The sequence below is a fragment of the Mesorhizobium sp. M1312 genome (assembly GCF_040318115.1).
Taxonomy (GTDB): domain Bacteria; phylum Pseudomonadota; class Alphaproteobacteria; order Rhizobiales; family Rhizobiaceae; genus Mesorhizobium.
Map to the genome: position 1 here is coordinate 146,010 of NZ_JAMYLQ010000006.1, position 24,577 is coordinate 170,586.

Below are 24,577 nucleotides of genomic sequence, written 5' to 3' on the forward strand. Positions count from 1 at the left end.
GAAGGCAGGCAAACAGGATTCGCACTGCAGTGAAAAGGGCGGCTCGTGGCCGCCCTTTCGCCGTCGTCGAGCTGCGTCCCTACTGCACCCTCAGTTCAGCTCGCTCGCCGGCTTTGATGGTCACCGTGCTTTCCTTCGAGCTGTTGTCCAACATCTGCGAGACGACCGCGTAGTCGCCGGCCGGCAGCGCCGCCTGATATTTCTCGTCATAGGCGTAGCCGAGCGATTTGCGGTTGCCGTTTATGTCCTTCTTCGGATCGAAAATCTCGATCTTCGAGGCCCCTGGCGCGGTGATCGCCAGCACGCCGGCATTGATGGCGATCTTCAGATCCTGATTCTCACCGGCCTTGACGCTGAACGGCTGCTCGGCGACGGCAAGGTCGACCGTCGCCGTCAGCACATAGTCATCAGGCGGCAGATCGAACTTGCTGTCGGGACCATAAGCATGAGCCACCTCTTGCCTCGTCCCGTCGATCTTCTTTTTTGCCTTGAACACCTTGAAGCCGATGCCCGAACCGTCGGCCTTGTCGCCACCGGCGGTATAGTAGGCGTTGGCAACGACATGGCCGACGCCGACGATCATATCCTTGTCGACGACTCTGCCGGCAGTGAGCGGGATAGTTTCGGTGACTTCGCCCTGCCCGATCCTGACCGTCACTTTCTGATCGCCGGCCGGTAACACGACCTTCGTGTCGCCATAATAGGTCGCGGGTGTATCGACGCCCGGATAGGCGATCACGACAGCCGCGCCATCGGCCACGTCAGCGCCCTCACTTGGCCGCGGATGAATGATGAGCGTGGCGGCATTTAGCGTGAAGAGGGGTTTGTAGACCTGGCCCGCCTCGACCATGATCTTCTGTTCGGTCCTGGCCTCGCCATAGCGTGCGGCAATTATGTAGCCGCCCGGCTCCAGATTGCCCTTGTAGGCTCCGTATTCGGTGGTGACGTAGTCGCCGCGCGTGCCGTCGGACTTTGCCTTGTAGATCTCCCACGAATTGTCGTCGGTGACGGGATCGCCGCCCTCGGCAAGCACCACGACGGGCATGAAGTTGAACTCCGGCTTTTCCGGCTCGGGGGCCGGTTGCGGCGCAGGGGCTGGTTCGGGTGCAGGTGCGGCGGCGATGGTTTCGACCAGCGCGTCCTGCAGCGCCTTCTCATCGGACGCCTGGATGTATTTGCCGCCGGTGTTGTCGGCGAGGCAAGCAACCTGCTTGCCCTCGTCCGCGGTCAGGCCGAAGCCGACGACGTTTACGGTGAAGTCGACACCGGCAGCCCCCAGTTCCTTGCCGAGCGCGCAAGGGTCGCCTTTGCAGGTCTCGAGCCCATCGGTGATCAGGATGACGGTGGCCTTGTCCTCGGTGTATTTCAGCGCCTCGGCCGCCTGTTTGACGGCTGATGTCAGCGGCGTCTTGCCGATGAATTTCAGGCTGTCGGCGGCAGCGGAAACAGCAGCTGCCGCGCCGGCTTGCGGCGGCACGATGAGCTCGATGTCCTCGCAACTGCCCTTCTCGCGATGGCCATAGGCCATGAAGCCGATTTCCCTATCGGCGGGGACCGATTGCAGCACGGTTCGCAGCGATTCGCGGGCGATCTCGAGCTTGGGCTTGCCGTCGATCTGCGCCCACATCGAGCCGGAGGCGTCGAGAACGATGACGACGCGGTCGGCGGCAAGGCCGAGCGTCGTCATCCACAACAGGAGAGCCGCCGCAGCGACGCTCCGCGCAAGTCCCGCCATGAAAATTCTCCCCCAGTCAGTGGCCGCGAGTCCGGGGAAGCTATTTGACGCCGCGTCAGGACACAAGCCCGGACGCCGGGCGTTGGTAGGGTCGGCCACAAGCCTTGAGCCAATCACTCAATACGTCGTGCGACGCTCTTCGGAAGGCGGCCGGCCGAACTGCAGCCGATAGCTCTGGGCAAAATAGGAGTGTGAGGTGAAGCCGGTGGCGATCGCCACGTCGAGGATCGGCATGTTGGTCTGGCGCAGCAATTCGCGCGCCCGCTCGAGCCTGAGCCGCATGTAATAGCGGCCGGGCGTCACCGTGAGGTGACGCAGGAACAGGCGCTCGACCTGACGCACCGACAGGCCGGCCGATTTGGCGAGCTGCACCGCCGACAGCGGCTCGTCGAGATGATCGGCCATCAGCTCGACGATGCGCCGCAGCTTCTCCGATTTGCCGGTCAGGTCGCGCTCAGGGCCGACGCGCTGGCGGTCTCCGGCGGAGCGGATGCGCTCGTGCTGGAACTGGTTGGCGACGCCGTTGGCAAGGCTCGAGCCGAAATCGCCGCGCACGATCTCCAGCATCAGGTCGATCGAGGTGGTGCCGCCGGCGCAGGTGTAGCGCTTGCGGTCGATCTCGAAGACATTGCCGGTGCAGTTGATGTCGGGAAACCGCTCGACGAAGCCGGCGCGGTTTTCCCAGTGGATCGTGCAGCGATAGCCTTCGAGCTGGCCTGCCTCGGCGAGCAGATAGGAGCCGACCGACAGTGCGCCGAGCGCGTTGCCGCGCCGGCCCCAGCTGCGCAGCGCCGCCAGCACCTTGCTCTTGCCGGGAAACTCGGTCGTCAGCCCGACCGAGACGAAAAGTATATCGACCGGCGGCAGATCGGCGACGGCATAGTCGATCTTGAGCGGCAGACCGTTGGAGGCCATGACGGCATCGCCGTCGGCCGACACCGTCGTCCAGCCATAGAAGTCGTGGCCGAGCAGCCGGTTGGCCGACCGGAACGTGTCGATTGCGGCGGCCAGCGAGAACATGGAAAACTTGTCGACCAGCAGGAACCCGAACTGCCGGCCGCCTTGAATGGGATCGTTCGTGACCGGCCGCTCTGAGGGAACAGTGGGGTTCGGCAAAGCTGAGGCTTTCCAGGTTCAGAAAGACGGCCGTTTCAATCCAGCCGCGAGATAGGCGGAAGCTAGCGTGTTGGCCATCAGCATGGCAATGGTCATCGGTCCGACGCCGCCAGGCACCGGCGTGATGGCGCCGGCCGTCTTCGCCGCTTCCGCATAGGCGACGTCACCGACGAGGCGGGTCTTGCCTTCGCCCTTTTCGGGCGCCGCGATGCGGTTGATGCCGACGTCGATGACAGTGGCGCCTGATTTGACCCAGTCACCCCTGATCATTTCGGGTCTGCCGACAGCGGCAACGAGAATGTCGGCGGTACGCGCCAGTGCGGCCAAGTCCTTCGTGCGGCTGTGTGCGATGGTCACGGTGCAGTTGGCGGCAAGCAGAAGATTGGCCATCGGTTTGCCGACAATATTGGAGCGGCCGACGACCACCGCATTGAGCCCGGAAAGATCCTTGCCGCGCACACGCTCGATGAGCAGCATCGAGCCGGCCGGCGTACAAGGCACGAACGCCGTCTCCAGTTCGCCAGTGCCGAGCTTGCCGACATTGATGAAGTGGAAGCCGTCGACGTCCTTTTGCGGGGCTATTGTCTGGATGACCTTGCCCGCATCGATATGGCCAGGCAGCGGAAGCTGCACCAGGATGCCGTTGATGCCGGGATCGGCGTTGAGTTCGCCGATGATATCAAGCAGTTCCTGTTCGGAGGTCTCGGCCGGCAGCGTGTGCTGGACCGAATGAAAGCCGCATTCCTTGGCGGTGCGGGATTTGGAGGCGACATAAACCTGGCTCGCCGGATCCTCGCCGACGATGACCACGGCAAGACCGGGCTTGTGCGCGCGCTTTTCCATCAGTTCGATCGTCAAGGCCTTGACGCGCCGCACCACGTCTTCGGCGACGCTCTTTCCGTCAATCAACTCGGCCATGAACCACCCTCAACATCGTTCTGCTTCGGGCGGCATTCTCACGAAAATCCGACCGGGCAATCCCGTCAAAGCGCCGTCTTATGCCGCTAACTCGAAACCGGTGGCTTTTATTCTGTTCGGCGCTCAGAAATAGCGCCGCGATCGGCTTTCGGTGAGTTCGCGAACCGCTTCGCGGAATTCGCGCAAGCTGGCTCGGATTTCCTCGATGGAGGCTTGCTGTTCGGCGGCTTCCGAAGCCTGATTTGCCTCGTCCGACGAGGCTCGGGGATAGACCGACTGCTGCTGCGGATAAGGCCCTTGTCCGGCATGGGGCGTTATGGCCGGCGGATAGCCGGCCGCCGGCGGCTGCATCTGCCAGGGATAGCCCATCGGCGGTTGGGCATGGGGGTACGCGGGCATAGGCGGGGCTGGGTACATCCCCTGCTGCTTGACCGGATCCCGCTTTGCGCCTCCGGCAACTGCCGATGCGCCACTGGCCGGTGAGCCACTGGAAGGCGTAGTGGTAGCGTCTTCCCTGCGCGCCTTGCGCGGCACGATCCTGCTCACCGCCGACAGCAGCGCACTGATCGGACCTGACCGCCTGGTGGCCTCGACCGACGGAACGCGCGGTGCCGCCGCCTGGTATGCCGGGTCTTCAAACCGGCGTTCCCTGCGGCGCGGCCGCGAATTGGCGGTTTCGCGCAGGCTCGCATAAGCGCCGCGCGTGGCGCCCAGACCGACACCAGAGGCGAGGCCCGCCAACAGGCCGGCAAGCACCGTCACGGCGCGCGACGGTCCGTTCGGCTCGAGCGGGGCGAAGGCCTTGGAGATCACGTTGATATTGGCGGTGTTGATGTCCTTCTGCTCGCCGGTTTCCTTGGCGCGCAGAAGATATTGCTCATAGACGGAGCGTTTGGCGGCGGCCTCGCGCTCCAGTTCGCGCAGGGTAACCAGGTCGCTGTTGACGTCGCCGCTGCGGACCTTCAACTGCGCCAGTCGGGAGGCCAGATCCTGTTCGAGCTGCACGGCGCGCCTCAGGTCGACCTGCAGCGACGAGGCGATGCGGCGCAGTTCCCCGGCAATACGCTCGCGCGAGCCGGCAAGCTGGGCATTGAGCGCCTGGAGCTCGGGATGGCGCGGCCCGAACCGGATCGCAGCGCGGTCGGCCTCCTGCTTGAGCGTCGCATATTGCGAGCGCAATTCGCTCATGGTGTTGGAGTTGATCTCCTCCGGCAATGTGCCGCTCAGAACCGAATTCACGTCGATCGAGCGCGCCGACGCCGCGCGGGCGTTGAGTTCCAGCGTGCGCGCGCGGGCGATCGCAAGCTGCTGGTTGAGCTTGAGCATCTCGTCGTCGCTGATGAGATGGCCCTGCGCGTCGACAAGGTCGTGCGCGGCCCTGAAATCCTCGACCTTGCGCTCGGCCGCTTCCACGCCCTTGCGCAGCTCGTCGAGCCTGCCCGTCAGTTCGTTGGTCGCGCGGCCAGCGGTGTCGGACTGGATCTGACCGAAGGTCTGCAGGAAAACGTCCGTCATCGTATTGGCGATGAGCGCCGACTTCTCGCCATTTTGCGTGGTGGCGCTAACGGAGATGACGAAGGTCTTGCCGCCGCGCTCGACCGAAAGGCTCTCCGCCAGATTGGCGACGGCCAGCGCACGGCGGCGGCCCTCATCGGCACCCGGCCCGTCATTGCGCGACAGGATCGACCGGATGAGCGTCATCACGCCCAGACCATCAGAACCTTGCCCGTTGAACTCCGGATCGTTGATGAGATTGAGCTTGTCCACGACCTTGTTGAGAACAGTACCGGAGGTGAGCACGCGAACCTGGTTTTCGACGATGGCCAGCGTGGCGTCGGACGCAACCACCGATTGGGTGAGGTCGCGGTCGGTGAGCTTCAGGTCGCGCGGGTCGACGATCAGCTCTGCGGTGGCTTCGTATTTCTTCGGCGTCGACAGCGCGATCGCGACGCCAAGGGTGGTGCCCAATATCGTCATGGCGACAATCAGCAGCTTCGACCGGGCAACGCCGCGGACCACCTGCATCGGATCGATCAACGGCTTCCATCCGTCGTCCTCACGGAAAGACCGCTGCTCGTCACCGGCGTATTGAAGCTCGGACGCGGCGTATCGTGGGTCGAACGCGGCGTATCGGGGATCGAGCGCGGCATGTCGAGGATCGGCATCGGCACGGCGGTCTTCGGAGGTGCTGGCAGCAACCGGCTCCTCCCGCGGCCTGGCTTCGGCATAGTCCGCTTCAACGGCCTCGTCCGCCTCTGGCGGCATCCGGGCGGCCGAAGCGGATGCATGATTGGCTTGAAACTGGCTTGTTTCATCGTTTGCCGATAACTCCGGAGTCATCCAGCGTTCCGGGGTCGCCGAGGGGTCCGAAAGTTCCGGATGCGCTCGCCCCTCGCGGCGTAGGCGCGCCAGACGATGGCGCGTCGCGGCATCTTCGCGCCATGACGGGTCTGCCCGGTCCCCGATCGAAACCAGCGATGGTTTAGCTTCTTCTTCGCCGCGCATCGCCTGGCCGAGCGCCAGCAAGGACCGCTCGCGCTTCCAATCTTCACGGTTTTGCCTGTCGACCATTGTCGTGGAGCTTGCCCTTGGCGGCTTGGACGCGCGGTCAGCCATTCGTTAAGCCACGCTAAACAGGCATAGGAAACAAAAGGTTAATTTCCCTGCCCTGAAGACAAGAATTCCCTCTTCGGTTGTGTCCTTCTTGAACGCCACAAAAGCACTCAGAACCGCGCGTTAAACTTTCCAGCCTATGCTGTCTCCGATACATGACCCAGGCTGGCAACATCCCGCAAAGGCGGCCCCTCGCCCGGATCGGCGCTTTCGTGGTCGAGCGACGGGGGCTGGTTCGCGACTATCTTTCAGCGATCAGCGGCGCGGGCGGGCGGCTGGTGTTTTCGCTCGCCTATTTCATCGCGCTGGCCAACACGCTGTCCATCGCCGAGTTCGGCATGTTCGCCACCGCTTCGGCTGCCGGCGTGATGCTGTCACGCATCCTGGCCTTCGGCTTCATCTCGGCGCTTTACCGAACCGCGACCATCCGCCCTAATCTGATCGGCACCTTCACGGCCGGCTTCCTGCTGCTCGGCGCGATATCGCTGCCGTTGCTGACTGCCGCCTCTTACGGCGTCTACCGGGTCTTCTTTGCCGGCACCGTGCCGCTGTCGGTCTTTGCGGCGATCGTGTTTGCCGAGGCGTTGCTGTGGCGGCCGGTCGAAGTGGCGCTGATCGTCAACAACGGTCTCGGCAAATTCGGCCGCGCCGCCTTGCTAACGATCCTGGCGACGGCTCTGCGGGCGCTCGGCGCCGTGCTGTTCATGTTCGCGGCGCAGCCGACCATAGGGGTCTGGTCCTGGTATTATATCGGCGCCAACGCCGCCTCGCTGCTCATCGCCTTCGGGTTATTCTATCCGCGCCAGAGACTGCGGCTGCGGCTGGCGCTCTATCTGCGGCGGCTCGCCGATTCCGTCTACGTGGCCGGCGCAGAGGTGCTGTTCTACCTGCAGATGGAATTCGACAAGCTGCTGGTGCTGGCGATCGGCGGGCCGCACCTCGCCGGCATCTATGCCATCATCATGCGGCTGGTCGACCTGACCGCGATCCCGATCCGCACCTTCTCGATGATGCTGGTGCAGCGCATGATGCGGGCGCCGGACCTGCTGTCGCGCCTTTCGGTCAAGAGCGGCATCGAAGGCGGCGTGTTCCTGGTCTCGACGCTGGCGCTGGCGGCACTCGGCATCGTGCTGCATTTCTTCCCCAACGCGCTCGGCAGGAATGTAGCGGAGGCCGCCCCATTGGTGGCGCTGGCGATCTGCGTGCCGGGCCTGCGCAATCTCGTCGAATACCAGGCCGAGCTTCTGTTCGCGCGCGGCCAGACGCTGGTGCGGGCGATCAACCTCGCGTTGCTTGCCGGGCTGAAGGCGGTGCTGCTGAGCTACGTGCTAACCACGATCCTGGACACGCCTGATCTGGTGCTGTCGCTCAATGTCGTCTTCCTGCTGCTCTATCTCGCCTCGACGCTGCTCACCTATTCGGCGATGCGCAAACCGGCCAAGCCGGTCTAGGGGCAAACGCAATCGGCCGGCTGCCGCCAATGGCCAAGACGGGATGGAAAGTTGCCCTTTCGACATGCAATATCGGTGCATGACCGAGTTATCTTTCCGCCACCTCAACCCTGACTGGAACGCCGGGCCTAATGCTCCTGACGTAGAGCTAATCGTCGAGGGCGACACAGTTCAGCTTTCCCTTCTTTTAAAACCATGGGCCTACGACGCCAGAGAGGGAGAGGTGCCAACGCTGCGCTTCGGTGGCTGTAGTCGCTGACGGTTGGGACGCCACAAATGATCACGCGTGGTTTGCAGGTGAAGGCCGTTATAGCAATCAAGCTCCAAAATGGAGGGCGTTCTACGAAGTGATCGGCGACGGCCGGGCAGTCGACGATTGGGAGGTTCTTTCGCCAGACAGTCCGAATTCACGGCATTTCTTGTTCTATTTTCGAGACGAGACCATCGAGGTTGTCGCCAGAGCCTCTCGAAAAAATGCCTGATGTCGGGTAAGGTGCAATGCTGCCGTATGGCGTGGCCGTTGGTACGGCTTGGTTGCGCCAATCCCGGTCATTCCTGGCGCAATCCGAACCGGACATTCCCGTTGCTGGCTCGTACGGCGGGCAACGCGATAGCGCCATGTCGCGGACCACCGTCCCCCTGCCGAACTTGTACGCCATCCCCGCGCGTGATATCAGTAGGGATGCGTGGGCTGTTGACATTTTGTGTGTTGGCGTTTGTCGCGACACCGGCAGACGCAGGTGATGTGCTGTTCGACGCCATCGCCGCCGGCAACAAAGCCGCCGTCGAGCAAGCATTGACTGACGGTGCCGACGTCGACAGCCGGGCACGCGACCAGGCCACCCCTCTCATCGCTGCTGCTCTCGACGATCAGCTTGCCATTGCGGAATTCCTGCTGAGCAAGGGCGCCGACGTCATGGCGCGCAATTCCGGTGGGTTTACCCCTCTCCACGCGGCTGCCTTTTCTGGAAGCCTTCCAATCGCCAAGCTGTTGCTCGAACAGGGGGCGGTGCTCGAAGATTCGGCTAACAAGTCTGGGGTCACACCCTTGGTGATAGCGGGTGAGGAAAACCATGTCGAACTGGCAGAATTCCTCATTGCGCAAGGTGCGGATGTGAACCGTGCCGAGGGTCATGGCTACATGCCGATTACCCGCGCGTTCTGGAAGGGCAATATCGCCATAATAAAACTATTCAAACGGCATGGCGCCACGTGCCAGGCGAAAGTCCTGGGCGAAGCGAACGCTGCGAAGTGCGAAGCTATCCACGATTGAACGGAGAACGCAGATGAACATATCGATCAGACTGGTTCGCAATTCGTCGGCAGTCGTATGTGCGCTCACCTTGATGGCCGGTGCAGGCTCTGCCTTCGCCGAGTCGGTGAATACCGGCTACTTCGGCGGAGTGGCGATCATGGGCTACGACACGGTCGCTTATTTCACCGATGGCAAGGCTGTGAAGGGTTCCGAAGAATTTTCCTATGAGTGGCTTGGCACGCCGTGGCATTTCGCCAGCAAGGAACACAAGGAAATGTTCATGAGCGAACCTGCCAAATACGCTCCTCAATATGGTGGTTACTGCGCGGGCGAGGTCGCACTCAATGAATCCGTCACCGTCAATGTCGATCCGGAAGCGTTCAAGATCATCGATGGCAAGCTCTACCTGATCTACGATGAAGGGAACGCGGCCGCCTTTGCGGACAATGCCGATGATCTTGTTCCGAAGGGCGATGCAAAATGGCCGGTCGTCGAAGCAAAGTTGGCAGTCGATGACCCGGATTGGGACTCGATCAATAACCCTTGAAAGTCACGAGCTCAATTCACCGTCACGAAGTGAAACACCTTACCTGAATTGACGTAGGAATATTCCTCACCGGGAACATCTCTGCGTTTGTAAACGGGACCACACTCGGGGCGTCCAAACGAATTCTCGCTCTGCTCACATAAGACGTCATGATCGACGTAGACTCTTAGCGTGAGCATTCGCGTCATCGTGCGGAAGCCCGCTGTGCCGTCCTGTGCGACCTGCATGATGGCAGGTTGACGATCGGGCTCGAGCTGACCCTGCAGTGTATGGCCCAGGACGAGAGAAGCGATCTCTGCGCCGTTCAACCGGTTCTGTTCGTCGGCGGTGAAGTTGAAGGGCCACTCGGGCAAGCCTGCTTGGCGCATGGCGTCGAGGATCAGAGCTAAATCCTCAGCGTTGCGCAAATTGGCATAAAAATGTCGCCATGCAGCTAAGGACCGCCGCCGAGCAGGGGATTCGGACGTCGAAGTTACGCGGAGGCCCTCGGCGATTGCCTCTTTTGCATCCTGCAAACGGCCGGCGCGAGCGTATGCCGCTGCGAGCAGAATCCGAAAACCACCATCCGTCGGGGCATCGTCGCGGGTACGCTCGAGAGTCTCGATGGCCTTCGCGGTGTCGCCCTGAAGGAGAAAGACGAGACCAGCGATTTCCCGGTCCATGGGGGGCAGATTGGGATCGAGCTTCAATGCGGCCTCGACGGCATTGGCCGCCTCGGCGTGATTGCCAGCGAACAACTGCACATATCCGAGGGCTATATGAGACCCAGCGTCTCGCGGGCCGATTGCAACGGCCCGCTTCGCCGAGGCGATCGCTTCATCGTAATGGCGATCGATGACCTGCATGATGCCTAGAAGGGCATAAGGCGATGAAAGGTCCGGATCGAGTTCCAACGCCTTGCCTGCCTTTTCATAAGCTCTCTTTCTCGCAAGCGCGCTCTGGGTGATGTCATCGAAGCCAGCCCGCCAAACATAGACACTCGTGCGTGCGTCGGCCGCGAAGGCTTCAGCGAAAGCGGTGTCGACTTCCTCCGCCTTTTCATAGAGCGCAAGTGCCTTCCTCAGACCTGAGCCCCCACCGGAGCGAGCCGCCTGCTCAGCGCGCAGGTAGTAATCGTAGGCTTCAAGATTGGAAGTAGGCGGGCGTGCCATCCGCTCGCTCTCCGTAGCAGAAGGTTGCACGCCGAGTGCTTTGGCAACTTCCCGGCTCATCTCGTCCTGGACGGCAAACACGTCCGCGATGCCGCGATCGAACCGATTAGCCCATAGATTGTCGCCAGTTGCGATATCGATGAGCTGCGCGTTGAGGCGGATTTGATCGCCGGTGCGCCTCACGCTGCCGTCAACGACAAAGCGCACGCCAAGGTCACGCCCAACATCTGCCAAAACCAGGGGCTTTCCCTTGTACGCGAAGACGGAGTTGCGGGCGATCACATCGAGGCCGGAAAGCTTCGCAAGGTCGGTGATCAAATCTTCGGTGATGCCGTCAGCAAAATAGTCCTGGCCAGGATCGCCGCTCAGGTTCGTAAACGGCAGTACCGCAATGGATGGCTTTCCGAGCGCGGAGGGCTTTTGCCATTGCCATGCAAAAATGCCTGCAAGCAAGGCGATGAGCAGCGCTGCTACTCCTGCCAAAACCATGATGCGCGAACCTGGCCGGCGTGGTGCCGCCAGGATCTTCCCCGCTTCTCCGGGATCGAGCAGAACCCTATAGGCGCGAACCGGATCGGCGATATTCTTGAGGCGCTGCCCTCCGAGATCCGCAAAGCCGACATCCACTTTGTGCACCGCGTGATCGAACGCCGTCCCGGAGATGCAAATTCCGCCGGGCTCTGCGATCTCCTGCAGACGGGCGGCGATGTTTACCCCGTCGCCGTAGATATCGTCACCCTCAACGATTATATCTCCAAGATTGACACCAATGCGAAACCGGATTTGCCGGGCTTCGGCGGTGCCCTTGTTGCGGTCGGCCATCCGGCGCTGGATCGCAGCAGCACACTGGACGGCATCGACGACGCTGGCGAACTCGACGAGCGCCGTCGCCCATGAGCTTGATCATGCGGCCGTGGTGCTTCTTGATCTCGGGGTCGATCAGTTTGCGACGGCAGCTCTTCAGTCCCTCGAGGGTGCCTACCTCGTCCTCGCCCATGAGGCGGCTGTAGCCAACCACGTCGGCAGCAAGTATTGCGGTAAGCCGTCGGTCCATAGTGCCGTGCGCTTTCCCTGATCGGTCGTAGCGGCTTTGCCTTTCACCCTATTCTAGTCCTGCTTCGGACGCGAGTGTGCGCGACTGCGCTCCATCCACGAGTTCTGAACGGAATGCTCTTTCGACAAGATGTCCGCTTTAGGTCATCAGCGCCGGCTTGGCTGTGTGTCCGCTTTGGAGACGCGGAGATGCGGTGGGAATGACCGGATTGGGTCATGCGGCGCCCCAACTAAACATCCGCAAGGGATCGAACCCGGTCGTTCAGAGTGATCGGGTTTTCCCCAAGGATCAAGCCGGCCGGCGCCGAAATGACCGGCGATGGCGGCGACATCGTCAACCAGCTCGGCTTCGGCTCGCTCGGCGCGATCTCGATCTTCTCGCTGCTGGCTTTCGCCGACCCGCGCGTGGTGCGCTCGCTGCTCAGCCCGTCCTGGCTGCTGATGCTGGGCTTCTTCATGCTGTCGGTGGTGATGGCAACCGACCCGCCGTCGGCCATGCGCACCGCTTCCTTCACGCTGATCGGCATCTTGACGATGGCGACAATCCTGGCGCTTCCGCGCGACGCCGAGGCTTTCTCGAAAGTCATCATCTTCACCATCTTCGTCGTCATGGGCCTGTCCTGGCTCATCGTCTTTCCAAACGAGGCGCTGCACACCACCGATTCGCTGGAGCCGGAACATGCCGGCCTGTGGCGCGGCGTGTTCACCCACAAGAACATCGCCGGCCCTGTCATGGCCTGCTTCAGCTTTGCCGGGCTGTACCTCTACCGGCGCGGACAGCGGCTATGGGGCGCAACAATCTTTTGCGCGGCGATGATCTTCATGCTGCACACCGGTTCCAAGACGACGGCCGGACTGGTGCCGTTTTCGATCCTGATCGTCGTGCTGCCGAGCCTGATCGGCATGCGGTTCGGCACGCCAATCCTGTTCGCGCTGGCGATCATCGCCGCGGCGATCGGCACGCTGGGCATCGTCTTCCTGCCGCCGGTGAAGCATCTGGCTGCACTCTATTTCCCCGACCTGACCTACACCGGGCGCACGACGCTGTGGGAGTTCGCCGGCGAGATGCTGGCCAAGCGGCCGTGGACCGGCTACGGCTTCGAGAGCTTCTGGGGCACGCCGCTGCTGTTGAACCAGGACCAGCCCTTCGACCGGGCCTGGGACATCAGAACCATCGTGCACGGCCATAACGGCTATCTCGACATCGCGGTGCTGATGGGCATCCCGGCGCTCTGCGTGGCGGTCTACACGTTCCTGATCGCGCCGCTGCGCGATTACATGCGTATCCCCTTGCGCAAGGAAAATATCTATCTCGGCGACTTCTTCATGATGGTGGTGCTGTTCGCAGCGCTCAACGCCTTCCTCGAAAGCTTCTTCTTCCATCGCGCCGACCCGGTCTGGCTGTTCTTCGTGTTCGGCATGTTCGGTCTCAGGCAGGTGTCGCTGCGGCCGATGGCGGTCCGTGGTCCGTCCTGACCCCATCCCAAGAGGGCTTTCCCGCCTGGCCGCGAGCGTCTATGGGAAGTCATCTTTTTGTTTGAGCATCGGATTTTCCCAAAACCGGTATCCACTTTTGGGTCCGATGCTCTAGCGGAGGTTTTCCATGACGATCAGGCTTGTTCTCGCCGGTTGCGGCAATATGGGCTACGCCATGCTCTCGGGCTGGCTGAAATCCGGCAAGCTCCCCCCGGCGGCGGTTTTCGTGATCGAGCCCAATGCCGATCTGCGCAAGCGCGCCGAAGCGCTGGGTTGCAGTGCTGCGGCCGACGCCGGCGGCTTTCCGGCAGATGCCGTGCCGGCCCTCGTGGTCATTGCGGTGAAGCCGCAAATGATCCGCGACGTGACTGCCGCCTACAAGCGCTTCAATGATGGGCGCACCACCTTCCTCAGCATAGCCGCCGGAACGCCGGTCGCCACTTTCGAGGCCATTCTGGGCGATCGCGCGCCGATCGTGCGCTGCATGCCCAACACGCCGGCGGCGATCGGCAAGGGCATGATGGTGGTGTTTTCCAACCGGCTGGTCTCCATCGACACGAAGCGTTTCGTTGCCGATCTGCTTTCGGCGAGCGGCGAAGTGACCGATATCGACGACGAAGGTCTGATGGACGCGGTGACGGCGGTGTCAGGGTCTGGGCCCGCCTATATCTTCCATTTCATCGAAGCGCTGACCGTGGCTGCCGAGAAGGCCGGCCTGCCGACAAAGACCGCCAGGCTGCTGGCCATGCAGACGGTCTATGGCGCCGCCTCGCTCGCCGCCGAAAGCGGTGAAGATCCGGGCGTGCTGCGCCAGCAGGTGACCAGCCCCAACGGCACCACGGCCGCCGCTCTTGCCGTACTGATGGGCGAGGACCGGCTGACCCATCTGCTCACCGAAGCGGTGGAAGCGGCACGGCTAAGGTCGATCGAGTTGGGGAAGTAGTAGCGGCTTTGCGGGCCAGGTGTTGACATTCAGCCGGCCTGCGAACGAGGGTCGGTTGACTGGATGAGGTGCTGCCCTGCTGTTCCACGCAGCAGCGCTCGAAGGGTGCAGGGATCTTAGTCTTCAAACGCTGCGACGCTCAGAGGTAACGGCGTGGATCCTAGGGTCTCCGCGACGTCGCTTCGCTCCTGCTCCGCCCTAGGATGACGAACGGAGGGTCATTTTGGCTCATCCGAAGGTTTGCGATTTTGCCGTTAGCCGCGAATCTTCAGATTATCCGCCACGGCACTGCCAATCTCCAACATCCGCGATTGGCCTTAAGCCACCATGCCTTCGTCATCCTAGGGCGGAGCAAGGAGCGAAGCGACGCGGCGCAGACCCTAGGATCCATGCCGTTACGGTGGTCTAGAAGTGCAGCGATCCAGTGGTCTCAACCCACCGAGCCGCACCATCAGGGTGTCCCCACAGGTCATCGATCTCATCCTTGTTCACAGGCCGGCCGTCCTTGCCCGCTCTGGCTTTGAGATCGCGGGCAATGGCTGCGAGTCGTTCGGCCAGAGGAATGCGTCCACTCTCCCGCTTCAATTCGGATTCGCGCATCTCGATCATTATCCTAGTCTCCGTACAGCATCTCGTCCTGCAGCCGGCGCAAGGCGAACAGCCTGGTCGTCGGGTCTGGCGCGGCATTGCCTGATGTCAGCAGCTCGCCCTTGCTGACCGGTCTCAGCACCTTGCCGCCTTCGAGCAGGCCGACCGGCACGGCGCGGTTGGCGCGGGCCTCTTCGACAGTCATGGTCCAGGAGCGGTAGCAGGTCTCGCCGATGGCATCGAAAATCTCGCCGGCGGCGAGATCGCGCTTGGCCACGGCGCAGACCTCGGCGACGGGTCTCGGCAGCGGCACCATGTCCGGCTTGCCATAGAGCGCGATGCGCGCGGCGGTGAGCGGCACTTCCAGCGAGGTCAGATGATACGGCCGGAAGAAGCTGTAGTAGGGTCCGTGGCCGATATGCAGATCGTCCATGCGCTCGATGATGCGCGGATGGGTCGCCTCGACGATGACGAAGACGCCGGGCGCCACGCCCTTGCCGATGGTGTAGTCGACGACGCCCTTCTTCGACAGGATGCCGCCATCGGCGCGCGGGATGAGCACCTTGGCCAAATCATCGCGATCGGCCTTAGGGCCATGCATGCCGGCAATGTCAGGCACCAGCCCGGTGGCGTTGGCGATGGCGCACATCTCGACCATGGTTTTGGATCCGTCGACGAATTCGACCAGCATGCGCGGGTTCATGTTGCGGCGCAGCGCTTCCGCGCGATAGTCGTCGGGCACGGCGTCATGGTTGAGCGGGTTGTTCTTGCCTTTGCCGGCCGAGACGATGGTGTAGCCGAGCGCCGAAGCGAATTCGATCAGCTCCATGCAGCTCGACGGCTCGTCGCCGGCGCCGACCGAATAGACGACGCCGAGCCGGTCGGCCTGCTGCTTCAGATAGCAGCCGATGGTAACGTCGGCCTCGACGTTCATCATCACCAGATGCTTGCCGTGCTCCATCGCCATCAGGTCGAAATCGGCGGCGACGCCGGGCTTGCCGGTCGCGTCGATGACGACGTCGATGAGCGGATTGGTGACCAGCATCTCGTTCGAGGTGATGGCGATTTTTCCGCTCTCGATCGCCTCGCTGACCTTCGACGGCGTATCGGCCTCCCTTGCCATCGCCTCATCGCCATAGGCGATACGGACAGCATCACGCGCCGTGTGCGGGCGGCGGGTCGAGACGGCGCACACCGAAATGCCCGGCATCAGCATGCCTTGCGTCACCAGGTCGGTGCCCATCTCGCCGGAGCCGATGACGCCGATGCGCACCGGACGGCCTTCCGCGGCGCGCTTGGCGAGATCGCTGGCAAGCCCGGTCAGGGCGACATTGGTCATGCGCAAGTCCACTGCTTTTGATTTGTGGGGGCAATAGCAGGGAATGGTAACCTTTTGCCAACGAAACCGGCCGCCGTCGGCAGTTTCTTGCGCGTGACCCGGGGGACTGAAAGAAGCTGGTTCAGCGCCGGCGGATGGCGAGGAGCGTAGCTAACAAATCGAGTGAAATTCTTAGTCATTCCTTCATGCATCGCTGCTTGAATAGGCAAATGGGATGGGGTGGCGGTACCTTCAGGCATTTTTTCAGCTGTCTGCGACGAATCGGCGAGAGCGGCAACGTTGCTACTATTTTTGCCCTGTCTTTGCCGATTGTTGTCGGCGGAGCGGGGCTCGGTGTCGAGACTTCCTACTGGTATTATAGCGGCCTGAAGCTACAGGCGGTGGCGGATGCGGCAGCCTATGCTGGCGCTTTGGAAAAAGTTTCGGGATCCGACAAGCCAGCGATTGTCTCGGCCGCGACGCTGTCAGCGACCACGAACGGCTGGGGACCATCGACAGGCACAATCGAGGTCTTCACGCCTCCATCGTCCGGACCGAATGTCGCAAAAAAGGCGGTCGAGGTCATCGTCCATCAGACGCTCGATCGATTTTTCACATCGATATTCAGTCAAAGCGCGGTCGGCGCGCAGGCAAGGGCGGTGGCTCTTATCACGGACGCGTCAAAAGCCTGCGTTCTGGCGCTCAATCCTTCCGCTTCGAGAGCGGCGCTCTTTTCCGGCAGTTCGAACCTCAAGCTGACCGGCTGCTCCGTCATGTCGGATTCAATCGCCGCGGACGCCCTCAAGCTTCAAGGGTCGGCATATCTGGAGGCCGATTGCCTGATATCGGCAGGCGGTGTTTCATTGAGCAACGTTGTAAAAACCGTTTGCGCGAACCCGCTTACCCAGGCGCTGCCCGCTGCGGATCCTTTTGCCGACTTGCCGGCGCCGCCAGCCACGAACCCCTGTCAAAAGGACAATCAGTCGACCTTGAAACCTGGAACATACTGCAAGGGGCTCAGCTTGAGCGGCAGTGTAACGCTCTCGCCCGGGGTATATGTCGTTGAGGGGGGCGATTTCAAAGCAAGCGCGAACGCAAACATATCCGGCGACGGAGTCATCATCTATCTGGCCGGCAGCTCCGGCGTCAGCATGAACGGCACGGCCACCGTCAAGCTTAGCGCACCGACGTCAGGCACCTATTCGGGTGTGCTGTTTTACGGCGACAGAGCAAACCTGGCGGGATCGAACTCGTTTAATGGCACGGCGGATTCGCTTTTGACCGGTGCTCTGTATTTTCCAACGCAGGAGGTTAAATATCTCGGCAATTTCTCGGGCCAAGGTGGTTGCACACAGGTCGTTGCCGATACGGTAGAGTGGTCCGGCGCTACAAGCATCAAGCAGGATTGCACGAGCCTCGGAATGCGAGAGATTCCGGCCGCGCAATCCGTTCAGCTTGTCGAGTAACCGTTATGGAACGGCGGTCAGGTCGGATTTTCCGGAACGATTCGGGTGTTGCTGCGGTGGAGTTTGCGCTGATTGTGCCGATCCTTTGCCTGGTGGTTCTCGGCATCATTGACGGCTGGTCTTTCGTATCGAGCTCGTTGTCGATGCGCGCAAGCGTCAAGACGGCGGCAAATCTTGTGATGGAGGGAGCAACCGACGATGCGGCCACCCAAGCCGTTGCCCTTTCGAGTTGGGAAAACCATCCCGAAGGCGCACAGGTTACACTGGGCCGGAAATACACGTGCGGAAGCACCGTGGTCGATGCATCGAGCCTGTGCAACGGGGGGACGAAAGCTCCCTCGGTCTTCGTGGAAATAAAAGCGACGGCGACCTGGTCCCCGCCCTTCATTTTTGGCGCGTTTTCTCTTTCTCGCGAGATCGGCCATCAAGAGGTGATCCGTGTCCGCTAAGCGGATCGCGAGAGCGTTCAGCCGTGATGCATCAGGTGGGACTGGGCTGGAATTCGCGCTGATCGCACCTTTTCTGATAATACTTTTGTTCGGTATCTTCGCATTCGGCTGGGCTCTGAATGCCATGTCCAGCGTTCGCTACACGCTGGAAACGTCCTCACGTGCGCTGCAACTGAAGAACTCGCTGACCGAGGCCGAAATAGAGGCCATAGCCACAGAAAAATTGCTGAGTTTGGGATTGAAAGATGTCGATGTGACGATAGCAATCGACCCTCCCAGCGGCGGCTTCCGCATGGCGCATCTCACGGCCAGATATGCTTTCGTGATCGAGTTGCCGTACTTCGACCAATATCCGATCAATTATGCGACAACTGTCACAGTTCCGTTGGTCGGATCGTGAGAGCGTCCAACAGCGCCTTTACGCAACAGGCGGTGGGGCGCCGATTGATTCGTTAACACCGCGGTAGCGGGATGGCGGCGATCGGTGGCGTGAGTGAACGGGTCGGCGTCGCTACAAAGACACGTTTCTGGACAGGACAGCCAACACCGCACTAGGCCGGACAGGCTCGCCACGCTTACGGAGTGATGCCGTCAGAGCGCCGGCAAGCGGCCGGGCATACGGAGCGGCAACTTGACGAGGCCCAGCCTTTCAAATTGAGTGAAATCACGATCAGCAGAGAGTCGGCACGGGACAGATGGGCGAGACAAATATGGCGTGGAGCGAAAGAAAGACCGGTTACGGCAAAGGCCACTATTTCAATCAAATGGGCCTCGCCCTGCTGGTGCTCGTCTTTCTCATCGCCTTGCCGCTCGCTTTCTTTCCCGAAGACATACGGAAGTTTTACCTCAGCGAGGGCGGTCCAATTGAAGTCTTCTCGGCGGCCGGCTACCTGATCGTCGTGGCAACGCTTGTCCGGGAAATGTCATATCGGGACCTGCTCAAGCGGTGGTATCTCGTTGCCATACTGATCGCGATGTGCCTGCGCGAGCTGGACTTCCATGCGCATTTCACCACCCACAACATCACCAAGACCACCCTCTATATCTCGCCTGACGTTCCGCTGTTGGAAAAGCTAATCGGCGCGACGGTCGTGATTGCCCTCGCCGTTGCATTCTATTTGCTCCTGAAGAACGGCTTCCGTAGCTTTGTGCACGGGCTTCGCCACGGCGAGGCGACTGCCGTTGCCATTGCCGCGGCTATCGGTTGCGCCGTCCTATCCAAGGTCATCGACGGGGCGCCATCAAATCTCACATTTCTCGACATCCACCTCACCCGGATCCATACCTCCACAGTGTTCGAGGAAATTTTCGAATTGGGGATTCCCATTTTCCTGGCCATCGCGGCGTTCTCGGCCTTCCCGACGCAGGATGGTCTCGCAAAGAGGGCCTCGGGACAGGTCACGCCAGACAACCCAAGATCCGTCACCTGAACGCCGGATCCAAACGGACCAGGACTTCTCGAACTTGATGCTCTGGTCCGCCGCCATATTGCCTCTACTTGCTTGAGAAGCAGGTGAGGCTCGTATGTGGAATGTGGCGAAAGAGAGCTGGGTTCTCCTTAAGGAGAGCATTGTCGGCTTCATCAATGACAATGCCTTGAGTCACGGCGCAGCGATGGCGTTTTATGCCACGACCTCGCTTGCTCCGATTTTGCTCATCGTTGTCGCCATCGCAGGCATGGCCTTCGGAAACGATGCCGCACAACTGGCGCTTTCGGCCCAGCTGGCGGGCCTGATGGGTTCGCAGAGCGCCGAGCTTTTGCAAGCGACAATCGAGAACGCGTCACAAAAAGAGGCGGGAACTCTTGCCAGCATTTTGGGGCTCGTCACGCTGCTTGTTGCCGCATCTGGCGTGTTCGGCGAAATGCAGGTTGCCCTGAACGAGATCTGGAAAGTCAAACCGGCTGGCACATCGATTTCACGGCTCGTCCGGGGGCGCGCTGCCAGCCTGGGTCTCGTCGCGGCGCTTGGCTTTCTGCTGCTGGTGTCTCTGGTCGTAAGCGCTGCAATTTCGGCGCTTGGCGATATTATCAACGCATATCTGCCCTTTGGTACCCTCATCCTGAGCGCAATCAATGGGATCGTGTCGTTTGCCCTGATCGCTCTGTTGTTTGCGGCAATCTACAAGGTCCTGCCCGACCGCGCGCTGCAATGGCGCGACGTTGGCGTCGGCGCCGTAGCGACGGCGTTTCTCTTCACGATCGGCAAGTCGCTGATCGGCTGGTATATCGGAACCAGCGCCATCGCGTCGTCATACGGAGCAGCCGGTGCACTGCTCGTCGTGCTGCTGTGGGTCTTTTATTCGTCCGAGGTCTTTCTGTTGGGGGCCGAATTTACACGAGCCTACTCGGTTCGATATGGCAGCCGGTCCGACCTGGAGTCGACCATTGAAGCAAGCAAATCGCAAACAGAAGCCGGCCACGGCGGCCAGGATCGAAAAGTCTAAAACGAAGTCGTCGGCTGGATTTTCCGCAGGCCGCTCACTGCGTCCCTAAGCCATTTCCAGCATCAACACTGGCGTTGAGTCGCCCGGCGCGGCGCCCTGAGGCGAGCATGGCCTTGGGGACATCCGGCCGGAGCGACGCGCGAAGCTCCTTCGCCGCAGCCACCAGCCTGTCGCGGTTGCTTCCATATCTCTTGATCAACTGATGGACTTGCGCTGGGGTGATGCCGTTTTGCCGGGCAAAATGCCTTACTACATAGGCCTCGCTGCCGGAGATCCGATCCCGGTGGCGAGGATAGAGCTTCGACGCGTCGGCTGTCATGCTTACTCTCCTTTGGTCACGTTTGCTCACAATGTATGATTGGGCAACGCAAAACGGGCGAATTCGTTGCCGCATGCGAAACCAACGCAGTTCGCTTTTTCGCCGCAGGCCCGAGCGCCCGGCAAAGCAATCGGGTCGAAGCACGTCTCTGGTTAAGTCCATACGTCGATTTTTCGAGACTCAGCCCTCTGGCACGCGCATGATATGGGCAGGGAGGAAAAGCCATGCGCGAATTGCCAAAGAGCATTGACGCAGACGTTGTAATCGAAATCAGCAGGTTGCTCGACGACCGTGCGAAGTCGGCACCGGTGCCAGTCCACAAGCTTGCCTCGATGATCTCGAATAGTGTCGAGACCGATCTGCCGACAGCTTCCATCGAAGAGTTGATCGTTGAAATGGCCATGACCCGCCAACTTCCGATGCTGTTCGATCTGCCGGGGGCGGATGCAGACAACGTCATATCGATCGCCTTGGCGCGCGCCAGCTGATCCGGCTGAGGACCTTCCCGTCGAGTGTGATTTCAAGACGCGGATCGTTCCCGTCCTGCTCAAATTCGCCCCGCTGGCTCCGGCCGGCGGCGTGTTTGCCGCGTCGCCAATGACAATCGTCGTCGGCAATAATCGTCATCGGCGATCCGCTGTTCGGGAACAAGTGGTGTCCAGTTGCATTTCCTCTAGACAACAAAGGAGGAATTAATGAACTGGGATCAAATCAAGGGAAAATGGATGCAGTTCAAAGGCCAGGCCAAGGAGCAATGGGGTGACCTTACCGACGATGACCTTGATCGCATTGAAGGCAATCGTGACCAACTCGCAGGCCGCATTCAGGAGCGGTATGGAATCGCCAAGGAAGAAGCAGAGCGCCAGATAGACGACTGGTCCAGAAGTCTCACCTGAGCGTTCAGTATAAAAGGCTGCGCCGTCGATCGGCGCAGCCTCGACAGTCTTGGGGCGGGATGTGTTCCAATTGAACTGGACATCCCGCTCTATCTATTTGGTTAGCCGCATTTCTGCGACGCCAAGTGATTCCACTGGGTGCAAAATGCTCTAAGCCTGCCGCTCCGAAACGAGCGGCGGGCGACGTGTATGCGACGGTGACGGGTGATCTGCGCCACCCGTCGCTCCAGGATTTTCGGAACGAGAGCTAGCGCGCCGATTGTCCCTTGGCTTGTGCGGCGACGGCGGTGAGGAAAGCCGCTGCGGCAGTGTCGCACGCCGCTCGGGACGGGCTATAGGCGAAAAGGATCAGCTCGGCAGCGCTTATCGTAAGGCCATGCTTTTTAGCGAAAGCAGCTATTTCGTAAGGCTTGTCGTGGTCTATGGCCGGACCGTAGTCTTCGTTCATTGCTTCCTCCCGTTTGCGACGTTCCTCGCCTTGGCCCCTCCTTGGCGCAAAGATTAACTTAAGGGGCGTTGAGAGAGTCTACCAATTGGAGATTGCAAAAGGCCTACGGTGGACGACCGCCTGATACGGCCCGTCGAGGCGAAAGCCCCTATTTTGTCCGCTGCACGCCGAAAAAGATTATATGATTGCGCTGATATCGCAGGTGGTCGACGCAAGCCAATGCCGATCTTTTCAGTCAAGCACAGGACCGTCTATCGCTACACGCAACCGGTGACGTTTGGCGAGCACCGGCTGATGTTCAGGCCGCGCGATAGTTTCGATCAGCGACTTCTGGATCACGCCCTGTTTGTCGACCCCGAGCCGAATGAGGTTGGCTGGATCCATGACGTTTTCGGAAACTGCGTTGCGGTAATCGACTTCAAGGGCTCCGGCGACGAACTGCGTTTCGTGACGGACATTCGGCTCGATCACACGCCGCAGCATGCGCCTGATTTCCGTATCGATGAAGCAGCGCTCAGCTATCCATTTTCCTATGATCCCGACGAGGCAACCGACCTCACCCAAACCATCGAGCGCCATCATCTCGATGATGGCGACGAGATCGGTAAATGGGCACAACAGTTCGTGAGTGCCGGAGGGCACACCGAGACGGGCAAATTGCTGATGACGCTTTGCTACGCCATCCACGAGAGCTTTGTGTATTCCCGTCGAACTGAATCAGGGACGCAACCGCCTCTCATGACCTTGCACCTGCGTCGAGGCACATGCCGAGACTTTGCGCTGTTCATGATGGAAGCGGTTCGTTCGCTCGGTTTTGCCGCGCGTTTTGTGACTGGCTATGTCTATGTGCCGAGCCGCGACAGCGCTTCTGTCCTCGGCGGCGGTTCGACGCATGCCTGGTGCCAGGTCTATCTGCCTGGCGCGGGTTGGGTCGAGTTCGACCCCACCAATGGCATTGTCGGCAACCGGGATCTGATCAGAGTGGCTGTGGCCAGGCATCCTGGGCAAGCCATACCTCTTTCCGGAAGCTACCGCGGCAGCGCGTCGAGCTTTCTCGGCATGACGGTAGAGGTCAAGGTGGTCAAGGAAGCCGGCATAACCAGCATCAATAAAAAGTAGCATCTTCTAATGTGCTCGGAACTGTTCGCGGCAATCCGGAGTTTGCTTAAATCAGCGCATTGGAGCTTCGATGCGTATCCGCGCAGGTTTCAAGATTGCCTACGAATGTCCGCAGCCGACACCGATGCTGCTCGTCCTTGAGATCCATCCTTCACGGCGCGTCGATCTTTTGACAGAACAGATCATCGGCTTCGATCGCCTGGTCCATGCCCGCGGCTATATCGACGTTTTCGGCAATTTGTGCACCAGAATAGAGGCGCCCGCCGGGCTCACGACGATATCAACGAACTTCGAAATCTATGACACCGGCAAGCCGGAAATTGTGGCCGCGGGCGCCGTCCAGCACGACATCAAAGAGCTGCCCGACTACGTGCTCAGGTTTCTTCTCGGCAGTCGCTATTGCGATACCGATCGGCTTGGCGACTTCGCTTGGGCGAATTTTGGCAATACCGCACCCGGATGGGCGCGCGTCCAGGCGATTTGCGATTTCGTTCACGAACACATCACCTTCAACTACCAGGCCGCGGACACGCTGCGGACCGCCTACGGCGCGCTAACCGATCGGGCCGGCGTGTGTCGTGATTTTGCGCATCTGGCAATCACGCTGTGCCGTTGCATGCACATTCCGGCGCGATACTGCACCGGCTATCTCGGCGATATCGGCATACCGCCGATGCCGTATCCAATGGATTTCAATGCATGGTTCCAAGCCTATCTCAGCGGCCATTGGTTCACCTTCGATGCACGGCATAATCAGCCTCGCATAGGCAGGATCCTGATGGCGACGGGATATGATGCGAATGACGTCGCCATCTCAACGAGCTTCGGTCTTTCCCGGCTCACCCGCTTCGAAGTCATCACAGAGGAAATCCAGGCCGAGCCTGAGAAGGCGCCAGCCCGCCGCACCTTTCGGCATGACGGGCTTCAGCGTGAGGGGTCAAGTCAGTCGTAGACCTTGACAATTTTGCGGGTACCGGGATCGACCAGGACGGTTCGGCCGTCAACGACGACATAGCGGTACTGAACGTCCGGCACCTCGTAAAGCTCGACTGTTTCGGGCAGAGGTGTGCCGATGTTGAGCTCCACGCCGGGAAGGCTGAGGGATGCCACCGGTTTCTTTTTCACGTATTCGCGGATCACAGTGTCCTGCTCGGGTTGAATAATGACGTCCTGAGCGGCGGCGGCGCTGACGCCAACGAACAGAAGGATACCTGCCGCAGCCAATGTAAGTTGCTTACCCATAATAGCCTCCAAGCAACCTTCAGCTGCGG

The 24,577-nt window shown here is 60.8% G+C and carries 23 protein-coding genes and 1 pseudogene; 14 read left to right on the plus strand and 10 right to left on the minus strand.

All coding sequences use genetic code 11. From position 1 onward, the window contains the following. Window positions 1–79 precede the first annotated feature (79 nt). The 4 genes from NKH36_RS10265 to NKH36_RS10280 form a co-directional block, all read right to left on the minus strand. A complete protein-coding gene (locus NKH36_RS10265; RefSeq protein ID WP_352957796.1) occupies window positions 80–1,735 on the minus strand; it encodes a vWA domain-containing protein in 1,656 nt (551 codons plus the stop codon). Between the two features lie 117 nt (window positions 1,736–1,852). Continuing rightward, the gene (locus NKH36_RS10270) at window positions 1,853–2,851 is read right to left on the minus strand and encodes a GlxA family transcriptional regulator (protein ID WP_352957798.1); all 999 of its coding nucleotides are present in this window, start codon (window positions 2,849–2,851) and stop codon (window positions 1,853–1,855) included. An 18-nt stretch (window positions 2,852–2,869) separates the two neighbouring features. After that, window positions 2,870–3,769 carry a bifunctional methylenetetrahydrofolate dehydrogenase/methenyltetrahydrofolate cyclohydrolase FolD gene (gene folD / locus NKH36_RS10275; RefSeq protein WP_352957800.1) on the minus strand — a complete coding sequence of 300 codons (900 nt, stop codon included), beginning with the start codon at window positions 3,767–3,769 and terminating at the stop codon, window positions 2,870–2,872. 123 nt (window positions 3,770–3,892) lie between these two features. Then, window positions 3,893–6,340, minus strand: a complete 2,448-nt coding sequence (locus NKH36_RS10280; protein ID WP_352957849.1) for a Wzz/FepE/Etk N-terminal domain-containing protein — start codon at window positions 6,338–6,340, stop codon at window positions 3,893–3,895. A 197-nt stretch (window positions 6,341–6,537) separates the two neighbouring features. Here NKH36_RS10280 and NKH36_RS10285 point away from each other — a divergent pair, with 197 nt between their 5' ends. The 3 genes from NKH36_RS10285 to NKH36_RS10295 all read left to right on the plus strand — a co-directional run bounded on the left by NKH36_RS10285 (window position 6,538) and on the right by NKH36_RS10295 (window position 9,635). Next, complete coding sequence (locus tag NKH36_RS10285) at window positions 6,538–7,833, plus strand: lipopolysaccharide biosynthesis protein (protein ID WP_352957802.1); 1,296 nt, start codon at window positions 6,538–6,540, stop codon at window positions 7,831–7,833. Window positions 7,834–8,515: 682 nt separating this feature from the next. Then, window positions 8,516–9,106, plus strand: a complete 591-nt coding sequence (locus tag NKH36_RS10290) for an ankyrin repeat domain-containing protein (RefSeq protein WP_352957804.1) — start codon at window positions 8,516–8,518, stop codon at window positions 9,104–9,106. Window positions 9,107–9,179: 73 nt separating this feature from the next. Then, window positions 9,180–9,635, plus strand: a complete 456-nt coding sequence (locus NKH36_RS10295) for a YHS domain-containing (seleno)protein (protein ID WP_352957851.1) — start codon at window positions 9,180–9,182, stop codon at window positions 9,633–9,635. Between the two features lie 11 nt (window positions 9,636–9,646). Here NKH36_RS10295 and NKH36_RS10300 read toward each other — a convergent pair. Beyond that, a pseudogene (locus tag NKH36_RS10300) lies at window positions 9,647–11,840 on the minus strand (adenylate/guanylate cyclase domain-containing protein). Between the two features lie 308 nt (window positions 11,841–12,148). Between NKH36_RS10300 and NKH36_RS10305 the strand changes: the two are divergent. Beyond that, window positions 12,149–13,315: an O-antigen ligase family protein gene (locus NKH36_RS10305; protein ID WP_352957853.1), complete on the plus strand. Its 1,167-nt coding sequence runs from the start codon at window positions 12,149–12,151 to the stop codon at window positions 13,313–13,315. 127 nt (window positions 13,316–13,442) lie between these two features. Then, on the plus strand, window positions 13,443–14,258 hold the full coding sequence (gene proC, locus NKH36_RS10310) for a pyrroline-5-carboxylate reductase (RefSeq protein ID WP_352957806.1): 816 nt from the start codon (window positions 13,443–13,445) through the stop codon (window positions 14,256–14,258). A 405-nt stretch (window positions 14,259–14,663) separates the two neighbouring features. On the opposite strand, the gene NKH36_RS10315 is transcribed toward proC, so the two are convergent. Both NKH36_RS10315 and NKH36_RS10320 read right to left on the minus strand, forming a co-directional pair. Beyond that, the gene (locus tag NKH36_RS10315) at window positions 14,664–14,867 is read right to left on the minus strand and encodes a hypothetical protein (protein ID WP_352957808.1); all 204 of its coding nucleotides are present in this window, start codon (window positions 14,865–14,867) and stop codon (window positions 14,664–14,666) included. A gap of 4 nt (window positions 14,868–14,871) precedes the next feature. Beyond that, window positions 14,872–16,185 (minus strand): NAD(P)H-dependent oxidoreductase, encoded by a 1,314-nt coding sequence (locus NKH36_RS10320; RefSeq protein WP_352957810.1) that lies wholly within the window; start codon window positions 16,183–16,185, stop codon window positions 14,872–14,874. A gap of 134 nt (window positions 16,186–16,319) precedes the next feature. On the opposite strand from NKH36_RS10320, the gene NKH36_RS10325 reads away from it, so the two are divergent. The 5 genes from NKH36_RS10325 to NKH36_RS10345 all read left to right on the plus strand — a co-directional run bounded on the left by NKH36_RS10325 (window position 16,320) and on the right by NKH36_RS10345 (window position 20,524). Beyond that, window positions 16,320–17,630, plus strand: a complete 1,311-nt coding sequence (locus tag NKH36_RS10325) for a pilus assembly protein TadG-related protein (protein WP_352957812.1) — start codon at window positions 16,320–16,322, stop codon at window positions 17,628–17,630. Between the two features lie 5 nt (window positions 17,631–17,635). Next, a complete protein-coding gene (locus NKH36_RS10330) occupies window positions 17,636–18,079 on the plus strand; it encodes a TadE/TadG family type IV pilus assembly protein (RefSeq protein WP_352957814.1) in 444 nt (147 codons plus the stop codon). After that, window positions 18,069–18,479: a TadE/TadG family type IV pilus assembly protein gene (locus tag NKH36_RS10335; RefSeq protein ID WP_352957816.1), complete on the plus strand. Its 411-nt coding sequence runs from the start codon at window positions 18,069–18,071 to the stop codon at window positions 18,477–18,479. The genes NKH36_RS10330 and NKH36_RS10335 overlap by 11 nt, the downstream gene beginning before the upstream one ends. A gap of 310 nt (window positions 18,480–18,789) precedes the next feature. Further along, on the plus strand, window positions 18,790–19,509 hold the full coding sequence (locus tag NKH36_RS10340) for a hypothetical protein (protein ID WP_352961631.1): 720 nt from the start codon (window positions 18,790–18,792) through the stop codon (window positions 19,507–19,509). A 94-nt stretch (window positions 19,510–19,603) separates the two neighbouring features. Beyond that, on the plus strand, window positions 19,604–20,524 hold the full coding sequence (locus NKH36_RS10345; protein ID WP_352957820.1) for a YihY/virulence factor BrkB family protein: 921 nt from the start codon (window positions 19,604–19,606) through the stop codon (window positions 20,522–20,524). 34 nt (window positions 20,525–20,558) lie between these two features. Here the strand turns inward: NKH36_RS10345 and NKH36_RS10350 are convergent, their stop codons facing one another. Then, on the minus strand, window positions 20,559–20,843 hold the full coding sequence (locus NKH36_RS10350) for a DUF3606 domain-containing protein (RefSeq protein WP_352957822.1): 285 nt from the start codon (window positions 20,841–20,843) through the stop codon (window positions 20,559–20,561). A gap of 224 nt (window positions 20,844–21,067) precedes the next feature. Here NKH36_RS10350 and NKH36_RS10355 point away from each other — a divergent pair, with 224 nt between their 5' ends. After that, complete coding sequence (locus tag NKH36_RS10355) at window positions 21,068–21,331, plus strand: hypothetical protein (protein ID WP_029348484.1); 264 nt, start codon at window positions 21,068–21,070, stop codon at window positions 21,329–21,331. Window positions 21,332–21,538: 207 nt separating this feature from the next. Further along, window positions 21,539–21,739, plus strand: coding sequence for a CsbD family protein (locus NKH36_RS10360; RefSeq protein ID WP_095519089.1), 201 nt, complete (start codon window positions 21,539–21,541; stop codon window positions 21,737–21,739). Window positions 21,740–21,986: 247 nt separating this feature from the next. On the opposite strand, the gene NKH36_RS10365 is transcribed toward NKH36_RS10360, so the two are convergent. Continuing rightward, window positions 21,987–22,187 (minus strand): hypothetical protein, encoded by a 201-nt coding sequence (locus NKH36_RS10365; RefSeq protein WP_352957825.1) that lies wholly within the window; start codon window positions 22,185–22,187, stop codon window positions 21,987–21,989. 219 nt (window positions 22,188–22,406) lie between these two features. Between NKH36_RS10365 and NKH36_RS10370 the strand changes: the two genes are divergently transcribed. Continuing rightward, window positions 22,407–23,306 (plus strand): transglutaminase family protein, encoded by a 900-nt coding sequence (locus NKH36_RS10370; RefSeq protein WP_352957855.1) that lies wholly within the window; start codon window positions 22,407–22,409, stop codon window positions 23,304–23,306. A 70-nt stretch (window positions 23,307–23,376) separates the two neighbouring features. Beyond that, window positions 23,377–24,258: a transglutaminase-like domain-containing protein gene (locus tag NKH36_RS10375; protein WP_352957827.1), complete on the plus strand. Its 882-nt coding sequence runs from the start codon at window positions 23,377–23,379 to the stop codon at window positions 24,256–24,258. Here the strand turns inward: NKH36_RS10375 and NKH36_RS10380 are convergent. Then, entirely contained in the window at window positions 24,249–24,548 is a 300-nt protein-coding gene (locus NKH36_RS10380; protein ID WP_352957829.1) for a DUF1236 domain-containing protein, read from the minus strand. The genes NKH36_RS10375 and NKH36_RS10380 overlap by 10 nt on opposite strands. Window positions 24,549–24,577: the final 29 nt, after the last annotated feature.